Here is a 12,295-nt window from a genome sequence, read left to right on the forward strand (position 1 = left end):
TTGCTCTAAGCTGATGAGGTGTTGTCTGATCGGAATTGCTTTCGTAGAGCGAGCAGGCCGGCCAAAGCGATGGCGGTGAAAGCCGCGCCGGCCAGGAAGGTCGCGTTCGGGCCGTAGACATCCCAGAGCGCTCCGGCGACCACGCTGGCGACAAGCATGGCCACCCCGCTCGCGAGGTTGAACACTCCAAACGCGGTTCCGCGCAGATCGGCAGGCGCGGTGTCCGCCACCAGCGTTGCAAGCAGCCCTTGGGTCAGGCCCATGTGCAGGCCCCAAAACACCGCACCGAACAAAAGAATGGGCACTGACGTCGTGAGTGCCAGGAGCAGATCGGCGACCACGAGTGTAGCGACGCCGACGATCAGGACGCCCTGACGCCCGAACCAATCAGACAGCATGCCGGCCGGGTAAGCTGCGAGTGCGTAAGCAATGTTCATAACGACCATGACGACGGGTACGATCGCAATCGCGAGACCTACATTCTGAGCCCGCAGAACCAGAAAGGCTTCGCTGAACCGAGCCAGCGTCAGCACCACCGCAACTGCTACCACGGCCCAGAATGGCCCTGAGAGCCGCCAGACATCGGCGAACTGCGGCTTGGGTCTTGCCGTAGCGTCAATGGCGCGTTCCGGCTCCGTCACCCCGAACGCCATCAGGCCGAACGCGATGAACGCCGGGATGACCGCGATCCAGAACACCGCGGCGTAATTGTCGCCGGTGAAAAGCATAAGCCCGATTGCGGCAAGCGGGCCGAGGAAGGCCCCGATCGTGTCGAGGGATTGTCTTAAACCAAAGCTTGCTCCTCGCAGCGGAGCGGGGGCGAGATCGGCCACCAGCGCGTCGCGCGGTGCGCCGCGAATACCCTTTCCCGCCCGGTCAAGGAATCGGGCGGTCACCACCCATTCAAGCGTCGTCGCGAGCGGGAAGATCGGTTTGGTGAGGGCAGCAAGACCGTAGCCGATAACGGCCAGCAGCTTGCGGCGACCCAACCAATCAGACAGCGCGCCGGAGAAAATTTTAGTGATCATCGCCGTCGATTCGGCGACACCCTCGATGAGTCCGACCGTGAGTGTCGAGGCTCCAAGCACGGCGACGAGGTAGATCGGCAGGAGAGCGTGGATCATCTCGGATGAGAGATCCATGAACATCGATACGAACCCAAGCGTCCAGATTCCGCGCGGCAGGTTTCGAAGCGCCGTCGAGGCGGCAAGAACCTGGTCAGCCATCCCGCAGTCTCCCTCGCTTCTTGAGCGGGGAATTCGGAGTCGCGGTATCCGACGAACCAGCGCTGTCATCAGCCGCGTCTACAACACCCTCTTGCGTATAGACCGCGCCGGCGAAGGTTCGCAAAGCGGCGCCAGAGGTCTCGAGCGTTTCGTTCGCCACTTGCATTCGAGCGTTGGGGAAAAAGTCGCGCGCCTTGATCTTGGCGAGCCAGGCAGAAAGCTTGTCGAGGTCGTCCTCGATCTCTTCAAGTTCTGCAAATGTGAATTTCCGGCGCCGGGTCTCCTTTTCGATCTCGGCGAGAAATTCGCCGGAGCGCTCGGCGAACTCGTCGTATTCGCGTGCTCGGTCCGCCTGAAACCGAGCAATAATGGCTTGCTCTTCTTCCTCGCTGGTCGCAGTCGTCGAGAAGACGGTGGCGCTGCCGCCTTGCGCGCGAACCATCTCGACAAGCTGCGCATAGAGCAGTTTGTGCTCGTCCGTAACTGTTAAAATCCACGCCCCATTCAGCACGCTGGCAGCTCCGGCGGCACGAAGACGCCGCCACAGCGCCACGCGCCCGCTGGAGGGGGCAGCCGGAAGCTGCGCCAAGAACAGAAGCCACTGACCGGTAATGTGTTCTCTCCGACCTCCGAAACAGGTGTTGCATTACCGGGGTTCTCAGACGGATGCAACACCTGTTTCATTGCTATTGCAAAGATGCAGGGCATCCGCCAGTTGTTGCATTCCACGCCGAACATTGACCTCCCAAGCCCTGTTGCAAGCGACTTGGCGGCAGGGATCAGTTGTGATCCGCCTTAATTGCCTTCGGCAGCGTCTAAAAATTACAAAGCAGTTTCAATCACGTAAGATTTCAAAATGTTATTCTGAATGGCGCGCCACGTTCACAAGAGCCTTCCTAATTTATTCGCCTATTTGACGATCGGTTATCCGTCGGCGCGCACTGACCCTACAGGCGGTTTAATGAAGGAGGCCGTCTCTCGTTTTATATACTGACCGAAACCTTTGCTGCCGATCAGTTCGCCATCCTTAACGATACATTGGCCGCGCACCATCGTCAGTTCAGGCCATCCTGTGACGTTGAGGCCCTCATACGGCGTGTAATCCGAGCCATCCTTCAGAAGCGCGTGGGTGAGTGTCACCTTTTTCTTCGGATCCCAGATAGCAATATCTGCATCGGATCCCACTGCGATCGTGCCTTTGCGCGGGTAGAGGCCGTAGGTTTTGGCATGATTGGTCGAGGTCAGCGCGACGAAGCGATTCAGGTCAATGCGGCCTCTGTTGACGCCTTCCGAAAACAGGATGGGCAAGCGTGTTGCCACTCCCGGAATGCCATTCGGCACCCAGCGAAAACTTGTTCTGCCTTTTGCGGTCAACTTGCCCTGTGAATCGTTATAACGAAACGGGCAATGGTCTGAGGAAAAAACCGAGAACACGCCAGTCTGGATACCCTCCCAGCACGCCGCTTGGCTGGCCTCGTCGCGTGGTGGCGGCGAGCAGACGTATTTGGCGCCTTCCATATTGAGTCCGTCGAGGTCCTTCTCCGTCAGCATGAGGTATTGCGGGCAGGTTTCGCCGGATACGCTCAAGCCCTTGGCTTGAGCACGGCGGATTTCCTCCATCGACTCGCGATTTGAAACATGAACGATCATCACGTTCACGCCGATGAGTTCCGCCAGCGAGATTGCGCGGTGCGTTGCTTCGCGCTCGACCACGATTGGCCGGGAAGTCGCATGATAACGCGGCGAGGTTTTCCCCGCGAGCTCAAGCCGGTCGGTGAGGAAGCGGATGGCGTCATAGTTCTCGGCATGAACCATGACAAGCGCGCCCGTTTCGCGCGCGACGCTCATGACTTCCAATATTTCCCTATCGGCGAGCGCGAGGCCTTCGTAGGTCATGAAGACCTTGAACGAGGTATACCCATCGGCAACAAGCCCCGGCAACTCCTGCCCGAGCATCTGCTCGGTGGGGTCGGAAATGATGAGATGGAAGGAGGTGTCGATATGGCAATTGCCTTCAGCGAGAGCGTGATAATCCTTCAATGCCTGGCGCAGCGATTGTCCTTTCTCCTGCAAGCAAAAAGGCAGAATTGTTGTATTGCCGCCGAATGCAGCCGATCGCGTTGCGCTCTCGAAGTCATCCGCCATGACGACATCGGGGCCCGACGGTTGCGATATATGAACATGGCTGTCGATGCCGCCGGGCAGCACCAGCCTGCCGGTGGCGTCAATGAACTGGTCGGCAGTACCAAGGTCATGTCCGAGGGCAGCGATGCGTCCGTCGCGGATGCCGATATCGCAGGAAAAGATGTCCGACGCGGTCGCGATCGTGCCGGCTCGAATGATGGTGTCGAATTTTGCCATGGTGCCCTCCTCACTGCGGGCCGGTGTGATACAACATCCTCGACACCGACGTCATGGTTGAGCCGAAAGCCGGGCATCCTGGAACAGGCTGCCCCAGCCCTTGACCCGCCGAGGGTCGGCGCTGGCCAGAACAAGGCTCTTCCAAACGGCCGTCGCGATCGAGTCATAGACCGGAATGCCGAGTTTTGCTTCCAGCAATTGAGCAAGCGGAGCTCCGCGCATGTTCGTGCACACGATCGCGACTGCCTCGCATCCCGCTTTTTCAACCGAACCGATCATCTCTGCTATGGTGTGCTCGCTGACTTCCGCGAACGAAAAATTATCGCGGAGACCGCTATGCCGTTCTGCCGAGCAGATAATGCCGGCGGATTTCCAGTTCGCGATGATCTTCGCCTGAACGTCGTCGGTATAGGGGGTCACAAGACCGATCCGCCTCACACGTGTTCGCTCAAATATTTCCCGAAATGCCAATACGGATGTGCAGGCGGCAATACCGGTCGAGGAGGTGATGCGTTCGCAAAGTCGCTCATCGCGGTCGAAACCAAGCCAGCTCGCGGATGTGCCGTTCCAGGAAATCACATCGACCTTGGCATGGGCGAGAAGTTCCGCCGCGCGCAATATCTCGGTGTCGTCGAACTGCTTCAACGCCTGATCCGACAATGCGATTTCGGTTACCTTGAAGCGGCCAAAATGAACGCTGACCTCCGGAAGTCCCGCGACCATCTGCGTGCTGATGGGCTCGAGGACGGTGTTGGACGAGGGGGTCAACATTCCGAGACGCAGGCGCGTGTTCATGAAGTTCTCCGGAGAGCATTGCGAAAGCTCGAATAATGGTCAGGTAGCTTCGCTAATGCGAATGGTCATCCGACGCCGTCGGTCTGCGTCGATGACCGGATGATACTGGATGATTCGGAGTGATGAGCCTCGCATTCACGAGCGAGGCTCATCGAGTCCGATCTAAACCGGAAGTTTCCGGCTGTAGTCGATTGCAGTCGAGCAAACGAGCAGCGCTACGCCCGCGGCGGCGAAGAACATCAAAGCGAGGTAGTAGGATCCCGTGAACTGAACAATGAAACCTACGATAATCGGGACAGTGACGCCGGCGATGTTACCGCCGAGATTCATGCAACCGCCCAAAAATCCCGCCCGATTTCGCGTGGCAAGAATGGATGGGATGGCCCAATACATTCCGCACCAGCGCAGGAAGAACAGCGTCGAAGATAGCAGCGCAACGACGATTACGGCGTCCTTCACGTAGGCAACCGAGAAGATTGAGATGGTTGCGACGATTGCAGCGATGCCGAACAGAGTTCTAAAGACGGTGTTGGGTTGACCGCCACGTTCCCGCCAAACGTCGGCAATCTGTCCCCCGACGAGTTCCCCAATGAATCCGGCGAAAAACATGATGAACAGAGCCCCGCCCAGCTGCTTGATGTCGAGGCCGTGAACCTTGAAGAGGTAGGTCGGCATCCACGTCAGCAGTCCGTAAAACACGGTGTTGAAGAACATCCATCCCAAACACATGCACCAGACAGACTTGTACGCGAAGTAGGCGCCAATCCCGCGGCCAGACGACACCGGATCATTCAAATCCTCCAATGCGTGGGCGGTTTCAATATGCTTCGCCTCGGCTTCATTGACGGACGGGTGCTCGCTTGGACTATTGCGAATGTACCACCAGGCAAGGGCGCCGCAGAGAACCGTACCGATTCCAGCGACCGCAAAAGAAATCCGCCAGGAATCGAACGCGGCGATAAGGCCGGCAATGACAAGTGCGCCCAGCGCCGCGCCAAGCGGCGCGCCACCATCAAGCAGCGTGGCGCCACGCGCGCGCTCGTTTGGCGTCATCCACATCGCATTGAGCTTGCCGCCGGCGGGATAGATCGGCGCTTCCGCCGCCCCGAGTCCCAAGCGGGTTAAGATAAGCATGAACGAACTTGTTGAGGCGGCTGCGATCGCCTGAAAGAAACCCCAACCAATCGTCGCTGCTGCAATGACGATGCGCGGCTTGTATCGGTCCGCCAGCATGCCGCCGGGGATTTGCATCAGGGCATAAGTCCAGAAGAACGAGCTCAGAATAAATCCCTGAGCTGCGGCATCGAGACCAAACTCCTTGGAAATGAGCGGCATCGCAACGGAGAGGGAGGCACGATCGATGTAATTGATCGTGATCAGAAACAACATCAAAACGAAAATCTTCCAGCGTACGCCGGTCTTTTGCTGCGAGCCTTCCGCTGAGATCACATCGCCTTGCGCAGTCATTTGTTCCTCCAATGTTGAGTCATCTAAGCCATGCGGCCTCCTCTTGATTGAGAGACCTGCATGCGACCGTGCCCGAACCGTCAGAAATCCCGATAGCCGCTGCAAAGCTGCAGCACAAACGGGCAGAACACAACATTTTTTGTATTCTGCATACAATTTTTTTGAGGAATATATTCCGAATGACATGAAGACGATGTGGCTCGTTAGCGGTTTGCGTCTCTGACAGGACTTGTTGGTTGGTGAATATTCCTGCGGGAACGTAGTTCCTTGTTGACCGTTCGGCCGGTATGCAAGACGTGTTGCGTCAACGCACGGGCCGCGGCAGCGCCGTCGCGCTTCTTGAGCGCTTTTAAAATTTCCCGATGCTCCATGACGGAATCATCCCAGCGCGAGCGAGACGACAAAGCGAAGTAGCGTGCACGCTCAGCGCGGGCAAGGAGCCCGTCGTGCGTCGATTTCAAGACCGCATTTTTGGCACACGCAACAATGTAGCTGTGGATCTCCTGATTGATTTTGAAGTAATCATCCAGCCGGCCATCTTCGTGATGGGTCTCCATCCGATCCTGGAGCTGTGTCAGCCGCCGCAACTCTGCAGATGTCATGCGTGATGCCGCGAGTTCAGCGGCAATGCCTTCAAGAGCGCTGATGACCTCGAAGATTTCGTCGATCTCGACCGGTCGTAATGGTGCGATTTGCGCGCTCCGGTTGGATCTCAACTCGAGCAACCCTTCTGCCGCCAGTAGCTTGAGTGCCTCGCGAAGGGGAGTCCGGGAAATTCCGAGCTCTTCGCTGAGCTTGGTTTCGAGGATTGCCACGCCGGGAGCGAGATCGCCGCGGACAATCAATGTGCGCAGCCGCGCCAGAGCCTGTTCATGGAGCGCAACCCGTTCAGGCAGTTTCCGGGCGGCGGCGCGAACTTCTTTGACTCGTGTTACAGCAGTCCGAGGTGTCATTCACCACTCCATCCAACCTGCACTGTGTCTGAAACAATATAGAGGCGTTCTCAATCCATTTGTATACTGCATACAAAAATTTGTTTGCAGATCGTGTGTTCTTAGGTATTTGCTCTGACAGACGGACCGTGACAGCTCCCGTGCCGGAAGCTGCGGCAGATCGATCGGACTAAAGGACTTCGTCCCGCATGCGCATCATGGTGCTTAATCCCAATACCAGTGAATCTATCACTGCGCGCCTTGCCGCTGCCGCCGAGAAGGCTGCGGCGCCGGGTACCGTTATTGTTCCGTTGACCGCGCCCCGCGGCGTTCCCTACATCGCGACGCGCGCCGAAGCCCAGATCGGCGGCGCCATCGCTCTGGAAATGCTTGCGGAACGGCATCGGGATGTAGATGCCGTAATTATTGCGGCTTTTGGTGATCCGGGTCTTTTTGGCGCACGTGAACTGTTCGATCTGCCCGTCGTCGGCATGGCTGAAGCCTCGATGCTGACCGCGTGCATGCTCGGACGTCGCTTTGCCATTGTGACTTTCGCCCGGGCCCTCGGTGCTTGGTATCAGGATTGCGTCGACATGCATGGCTTGGGCGGGCGTTGCGCCGGCATCCGCATGCTCGATGGTTCCTTTGCGTCGGTTTCGGAGGTGCAGGAAGAAAAGGAAGAACTGCTGGTTGAGCTTGCCAACCGAGCAGTGACCGAGGACGAGGCGGACGTCATTATTCTCGGTGGGGCGCCACTCGCCGGCCTCGCCGAGAAGGTCAAGGGTCGAATTCCGGTGCCGGTCGTGGATCAGATGGCAGCGGCGGTGAAACAGGCCGAAGCGTTGACTGTGTTGGGTGCTCGCAAGGCCACCGCCGGCACGTTCCGCCGTCCCGAGGCTAAACCGACGATTGGACTTGCCGACGCATTGGCCCGCAGGATTGAGCATCGCGACAAGTCGCTCTGAGTGAGCGCGGCGCTAGGCGTCCTCATGTACGCCACCGCAAATGGCTGTTTCGAACATTTCCGAAGGTCGGCATTTGCGTGGTGGCGAAATGATCGGGCTGCTGTGTTTGGTTCTGGCCGTCCGACCTCGCCATTCAAGTCGACGTTGCGGCTTGAAGCCGAGAACGTAGCGCTTCGGCATCAGTTGGTCATCTTACTGCGCGCACGGAGATTGCTGCTGGCGCGATCGCGATGGGGCTGGGAGATTACCTCGCCGCGCGCACAGACGCTCAGCAAAGCGTCGGAACGATCGCGGGAGGGATCCGAAATCGGTACCAAGCGGGCATTTGAAGTCGCTGAGGTTCGCGCAATACGGGCTGGCCGACGCGGACGCCTTAGCGGTGCTGCTCGGCGTTGAGCCCGAGGATGTCGGCAATGTGCGGGCGGGAATGCCCGCGACGCTGAAGTCGGCGTTCGACAATAATGCATCCTGCGACTCCCGGTCTCTCTGTTCCCGCACGTGAGCTTCCCGCGCATCGCGGTCAGCGTCGACGCAGGCGTCCGGCGGGACTTTACTGAAGGCCGACTTTTCGATCTCATTCATCGTGTTCTCTGGGGTAAACAGGTGTTTGCGGACGGGGTTACTGGGTATTTGACAGCAGCAGGCTAACTTGTCTTTTGGAACGCGACTCCGATCAGGTTTTCCTTTTTCCAGGCCATCCGACAGCTTTTTATGATGTTGTCTGGATGCACAACCAACTCGAATGTGTCGGGAATGCCGAGCGGGCTTTCGACCTGAAGAGTGGCGCCACCGGCTGACAAATTCCTGATGGTGCAATCGATTGCGGAGCGACCGCCGTTAAATACTATTTTCCCTCCCTTCAGCACTCGCCTGCGTTCATGCTCTCGTTTGTCTTCCATGGCCATATCCGATGCAGCTTGTTGCGGCGACGGCGGCGCGGTTGTGTCAAACAACAAAGCCAAACGCTTGCCCACGATAGGTCGTTGATCGAACGAGACTGGCGGCTTAGCGTGAGGTCTTACCGCTCATACCGTCCATTACCGCGAGAAGATCAGCCAGCGCCTGCTTGCAAGCCGCAGGATCAGGTACACTCGCACGCAAGGCTTGGAGCGCACGGTCGATGGCCTTATCGAGTACGTGCCAATCAGCCGCCGCGCGCGACTTAAGCCCGCCCTCCGCCTCATCCCATGTCATTTCGAGATCCTTGATGCGTGTCTTTGCCCCCGCCAGATCGCCCTTGTCCGCAAGCGCCTTGGTGTCAGCCGCGATCGTTTGGAATTTCGAGAGGTCCCCGAGCTTCGAGGCCGCGGCGGCCTCGGCCTTCGTAGTGGCGAAGAGGCTCACGGGGATCCGACCTCCTCCCGCCAGAGCGGCGGCGCCTACTATCATTAGCATGATTGCCATACCCGCTTGTCTATGCGTGGTCATCGCTGATCTTCTGATTTTGTGGAAACGTTGATTGCGATTGATCCTGCCCGGCGGGGACGATTCGCCATGTACGGGCTCACACCTTGTCTTCGGCCAGCATTGGATCTGCAGGCTTCCCGGCTTCCACGCTCAGGAAGATCACGAGCCCGACGATAACGACGAGAAAGGCCATGCTGGTATACACGGTGCCAAGTCCAAGCCCGCCGTACTCCCGCGACTGGGACAGAAGGTCGCCCAGCGACGCTCCAAGCGGGCGCGTCAAGATGTAAGCCAGCCAGAAGGTGAGAACCGGATTGGCACCGAAACGATACGCCAGTGTAATGGCCGCGATCAGCGCGCCGAAGGCTACCACCCCCAGATTAAAGCCAAGACCGAGCGCTTCGGTCGCAAGGTCGCCGGCCGCCGTGCCCAGCGCAAAAGTGAAGAGGATCGCGAGCCAATAGAATAGCTCGCGTCGCGTCGTCACGATTGTATGGATCGACAGCGTTCTTTCAAATCCGTACCACACCGCGAAGGTTGCGGCCAAAGCGGTTGCGAATGCGAAGGTGCTGACATACAGGCGGACGCCGAGCTTGTCGGTCAACAGGTCTGTGATCTGCGTACCGACGACGCTGACGAGCACAACCGTCAGCCAATAGATCCACGGCACATATCGGTGCATCCGGACTTGCAACACCAGCGCGGCAAGCAGCAGCGCGGCCATGATCCCGCCGGTGAGGGCGGTGCCAAGCCCTACGTGAACCGCCAGGTAATCCGCGCCGGTCTCCCCGACCGTCGTCGACATGATCTTGATGAGCCAGAAAAAGAGAGTCACCTCTGGAACTTTGTTCAGCATCATCCTGACAATGCTTCCGCGTTTCGACAGTTCTGAGGTCATGAGGTTTTCCGTCCAATCGGAGAGCTGCGGCGACAATCGGCGACCGCCCGTCACACCCATAAGCGCCCATGGGGATTGGAACGGCATTCCCGGATGTATACGGATCGGTAATCTGCGCCCTTTTGGGCCAGTTTCGAGCGCGCGCTGGCCAATCAGTCCTGGCGCCACCGTGGTCCAGGTAGGCTCAAGTTCTAGGAGACGCGGCTGGAGCTTGGGAATCGCACGACGGCACGAAGGCCCGGCGCATTGTCGATAATCTCGAGCGTCCCGTGGTGGAGCGCGGCAATTGCGCTCGCCATGCTCAGGCCAAGACCGCTGCCGGGGGTCGATCGGCTGCGTTCGAGTCGGTAGAAGCGCCGAAGCACGTTTGAGCGTTCCTCTGCGGGGATCCCCGATCCGTTGTCCGCGATTTCGGCAATCACGGTTGTCGAAATTTCAGACAATTGCGCGACGACGATGGTTCCCTGCGGCGTATGATGGAGTGCGTTCTCCACGAGATTGGAGAAGAGCTGAACGAGAAGGTCGCGGTCGCCATTGATTGTTACGCCGCCCGCAATGTCTATCCGCAACGTGCGTCCGCTTTCCTCGGCAGTCGGCGCATAGGCGTCTGCGACCGTTTGCATGACCTCCGACAGGTCAACCGACCGAAACGCCGAACACCGGACGCCTGCCTCGATCTGCGCTATGCGCAACAGGGCGGAGAAGGTGTCGAGGATAGCGTCGGCTTCCTCCATCGCGTGTTCGACGACGCCGCGATAGTCGGCCGCGGTCAGCTCGCGCCATCGTGCTTCCTCCAGGCCTTGGCGAAGGCGGGAAAGGGGCGTCCGCAAGTCGTGAGCGATATCAGTCGAGACTTGGCGGAGATTTTCCATCAGTCCGCTTATCCGGTCCAACATTGCGTTCAGCGTCGCCGATAACCGGTCGAAATCATCTCCGGACCCGTTGCGCTCGATCCGCCGCGAAATGTCGCCTGCGATTATGGCATCGGCAGTGCGCGTGATGGTCTCGACGCGACGAAGAAACCCAGCGCTGAGAAGAAGGCCGCCTCCGATGCCGAGCAACAAAACAACGCTGAGGGCCGACGCGAAGGCGGTCAGGAAGGTGTCCTCGATCTCGCGCACCTGCTCGAGATCTTCGCCAACACCCAGCCTGTAACCTCCCTGCAGCTCCGAAACGAGGGCCTCGATGCGTTCGGATTCCGTACGTTCCTTTCCGTCTGCATCACGACCGCTTTTCGTGCGAACCCAGCCGACGCTGCCGGAAACCATCGGCAGGTCTCCGGCGAGGCGTTTACCCGCAGGATCCAAGACGAAATAATCGAGATTGGACGGCGTTCGCGTTCGTTCCTGCACCGTCGCGACTAGGTGATCAATTCCATCGCTTCTAAACTCTTCCTGCAGGAAGCTCATCTCGGCCTCGATCCTGCGCCGGAGCTGATCTTCCAGTGCCGCGCGCGTGCTCCAGAAGGTCACTGCGCCCAGGAGAAGCACGGATATGCCGAACAGCAAGGCATAAAGCAATGCAAGCCGAAAGCTCGCTGTGCGCAGAAGCCTACGCTGGAACACGAAGGATATATCCGGAGCCTCGTACGGTTTCGAGCAGCTCCGTCTCGAAGCCCTTGTCGATCTTGGCGCGCAACCGGCTCATATGTGTCTCCACAATGTTGGTCTTGGGATCGAAGTGGAATTCCCAGACATTTTCAAGCAGCATTGTGCGCGTGAGAACGCGGCCGGCATTGCGCATCATATATTCAAGCAGCCGGAACTCGCGCGGCTGAAGGGCAATGTCCTGGCCGGTGCGTTTCACCTTTCGGCCAATCAGGTCCATTTCGAGGTCGGCCACCCGGATAATCGTCAAGACCTCTGTCATGGGCGGGCGACGAGCCAACGCGTTGATTCGCGCTAGAAGTTCTGCGAAGGCAAACGGCTTTACCAGATAGTCGTCGCCGCCAGCCTCAAGGCCCTCCACGCGGTCGCCGATCCCCGCCATCGTGGTCAGAAACAGGATTGGCGTTTTCACCCCGGCGCCGCGTACTGTTTTCACTACGCCTAGCCCGTCGAGGCCGGGCAGCATGCGATCGACAATCATAACGTCATAGGTCTCCCCAGCGGCGAGAAACAGGCCATCCCGACCGTTAGGAGCCAAGTCGACCACATGCCCGTGTTCCTCCAGGCCCTTGCGGACGTACGCTCCCATCCGGCGATCGTCTTCAATGACGAGAATCTTCATGGCCTCTATTCCTGC

The 12,295-nt window shown here is 58.7% G+C and carries 13 protein-coding genes; 1 reads left to right on the top strand and 12 read right to left on the bottom strand.

Annotation, left to right across the window (positions count from 1 at the left end; translation table 11 throughout):
* Positions 1-5: 5 nt before the first annotated feature.
* The 6 genes from ASC80_RS22360 to ASC80_RS22385 all read right to left on the bottom strand — a co-directional run bounded on the left by ASC80_RS22360 (position 6) and on the right by ASC80_RS22385 (position 6,802).
* Positions 6-1,226, bottom strand: a complete 1,221-nt coding sequence (locus ASC80_RS22360; RefSeq protein ID WP_056301996.1) for an MFS transporter — start codon at positions 1,224-1,226, stop codon at positions 6-8.
* The gene (locus ASC80_RS22365; protein WP_156464497.1) at positions 1,219-1,815 is read right to left on the bottom strand and encodes a Chromate resistance protein ChrB; all 597 of its coding nucleotides are present in this window, start codon (positions 1,813-1,815) and stop codon (positions 1,219-1,221) included. The genes ASC80_RS22360 and ASC80_RS22365 overlap by 8 nt, the downstream gene beginning before the upstream one ends.
* A 335-nt stretch (positions 1,816-2,150) precedes the next feature.
* Positions 2,151-3,587 carry a dihydropyrimidinase gene (gene hydA, locus ASC80_RS22370; RefSeq protein WP_056301999.1) on the bottom strand — a complete coding sequence of 479 codons (1,437 nt, stop codon included), beginning with the start codon at positions 3,585-3,587 and terminating at the stop codon, positions 2,151-2,153.
* A 51-nt stretch (positions 3,588-3,638) separates the two neighbouring features.
* Complete coding sequence (locus ASC80_RS22375; RefSeq protein WP_056302001.1) at positions 3,639-4,382, bottom strand: maleate cis-trans isomerase family protein; 744 nt, start codon at positions 4,380-4,382, stop codon at positions 3,639-3,641.
* Positions 4,383-4,544: 162 nt separating this feature from the next.
* On the bottom strand, positions 4,545-5,849 hold the full coding sequence (locus tag ASC80_RS22380; protein ID WP_056302003.1) for an MFS transporter: 1,305 nt from the start codon (positions 5,847-5,849) through the stop codon (positions 4,545-4,547).
* Positions 5,850-6,052: 203 nt separating this feature from the next.
* Positions 6,053-6,802 carry a GntR family transcriptional regulator gene (locus ASC80_RS22385; RefSeq protein WP_056302004.1) on the bottom strand — a complete coding sequence of 250 codons (750 nt, stop codon included), beginning with the start codon at positions 6,800-6,802 and terminating at the stop codon, positions 6,053-6,055.
* A gap of 188 nt (positions 6,803-6,990) precedes the next feature.
* On the opposite strand from ASC80_RS22385, the gene ASC80_RS22390 reads away from it, so the two are divergent.
* Positions 6,991-7,746, top strand: a complete 756-nt coding sequence (locus ASC80_RS22390; protein WP_056302006.1) for an aspartate/glutamate racemase family protein — start codon at positions 6,991-6,993, stop codon at positions 7,744-7,746.
* A 192-nt stretch (positions 7,747-7,938) separates the two neighbouring features.
* Here the strand turns inward: ASC80_RS22390 and ASC80_RS24805 are convergent, their stop codons facing one another.
* From ASC80_RS24805 to ASC80_RS22415, 6 genes are all read right to left on the bottom strand, one after another.
* On the bottom strand, positions 7,939-8,328 hold the full coding sequence (locus tag ASC80_RS24805) for a hypothetical protein (RefSeq protein WP_210168419.1): 390 nt from the start codon (positions 8,326-8,328) through the stop codon (positions 7,939-7,941).
* A 62-nt stretch (positions 8,329-8,390) separates the two neighbouring features.
* A complete protein-coding gene (locus ASC80_RS22395; RefSeq protein ID WP_347329915.1) occupies positions 8,391-8,720 on the bottom strand; it encodes a PilZ domain-containing protein in 330 nt (109 codons plus the stop codon).
* Positions 8,721-8,751: 31 nt separating this feature from the next.
* Positions 8,752-9,090 carry a histidine kinase gene (locus ASC80_RS22400; protein WP_244487347.1) on the bottom strand — a complete coding sequence of 113 codons (339 nt, stop codon included), beginning with the start codon at positions 9,088-9,090 and terminating at the stop codon, positions 8,752-8,754.
* 160 nt (positions 9,091-9,250) lie between these two features.
* Positions 9,251-10,051, bottom strand: a complete 801-nt coding sequence (locus tag ASC80_RS22405) for a COG4705 family protein (RefSeq protein ID WP_200941232.1) — start codon at positions 10,049-10,051, stop codon at positions 9,251-9,253.
* A 191-nt stretch (positions 10,052-10,242) separates the two neighbouring features.
* Entirely contained in the window at positions 10,243-11,616 is a 1,374-nt protein-coding gene (locus ASC80_RS22410) for a sensor histidine kinase (RefSeq protein WP_056302009.1), read from the bottom strand.
* Positions 11,603-12,280, bottom strand: coding sequence for a winged helix-turn-helix domain-containing protein (locus ASC80_RS22415; RefSeq protein ID WP_056302068.1), 678 nt, complete (start codon positions 12,278-12,280; stop codon positions 11,603-11,605). The genes ASC80_RS22410 and ASC80_RS22415 overlap by 14 nt, the downstream gene beginning before the upstream one ends.
* Positions 12,281-12,295 lie beyond the last annotated feature (15 nt).

The sequence above is a fragment of the Afipia sp. Root123D2 genome (genome assembly GCF_001425835.1).
In the GTDB taxonomy this organism is placed as follows: domain Bacteria; phylum Pseudomonadota; class Alphaproteobacteria; order Rhizobiales; family Xanthobacteraceae; genus Afipia.

Bases quoted from the DNA above. Each gene is read 5' to 3' on its own strand.
- ASC80_RS22415 (WP_056302068.1), bottom strand. From the start codon at position 12,280: ATGAAGATTCTCGTCATTGAAGACGATCGCCGGATGGGAGCGTACGTC.
- hydA (WP_056301999.1), bottom strand. From the start codon at position 3,587: ATGGCAAAATTCGACACCATCATTCGAGCCGGCACGATCGCGACCGCG.
- ASC80_RS22375 (WP_056302001.1), bottom strand. From the start codon at position 4,382: ATGAACACGCGCCTGCGTCTCGGAATGTTGACCCCCTCGTCCAACACC.
- ASC80_RS22360 (WP_056301996.1), bottom strand. From the start codon at position 1,226: ATGGCTGACCAGGTTCTTGCCGCCTCGACGGCGCTTCGAAACCTGCCG.
- ASC80_RS22390 (WP_056302006.1), top strand. From the start codon at position 6,991: ATGCGCATCATGGTGCTTAATCCCAATACCAGTGAATCTATCACTGCG.
- ASC80_RS22385 (WP_056302004.1), bottom strand. From the start codon at position 6,802: ATGACACCTCGGACTGCTGTAACACGAGTCAAAGAAGTTCGCGCCGCC.
- ASC80_RS24805 (WP_210168419.1), bottom strand. From the start codon at position 8,328: ATGAATGAGATCGAAAAGTCGGCCTTCAGTAAAGTCCCGCCGGACGCC.
- ASC80_RS22405 (WP_200941232.1), bottom strand. From the start codon at position 10,051: ATGACCTCAGAACTGTCGAAACGCGGAAGCATTGTCAGGATGATGCTG.
- ASC80_RS22380 (WP_056302003.1), bottom strand. From the start codon at position 5,849: ATGACTGCGCAAGGCGATGTGATCTCAGCGGAAGGCTCGCAGCAAAAG.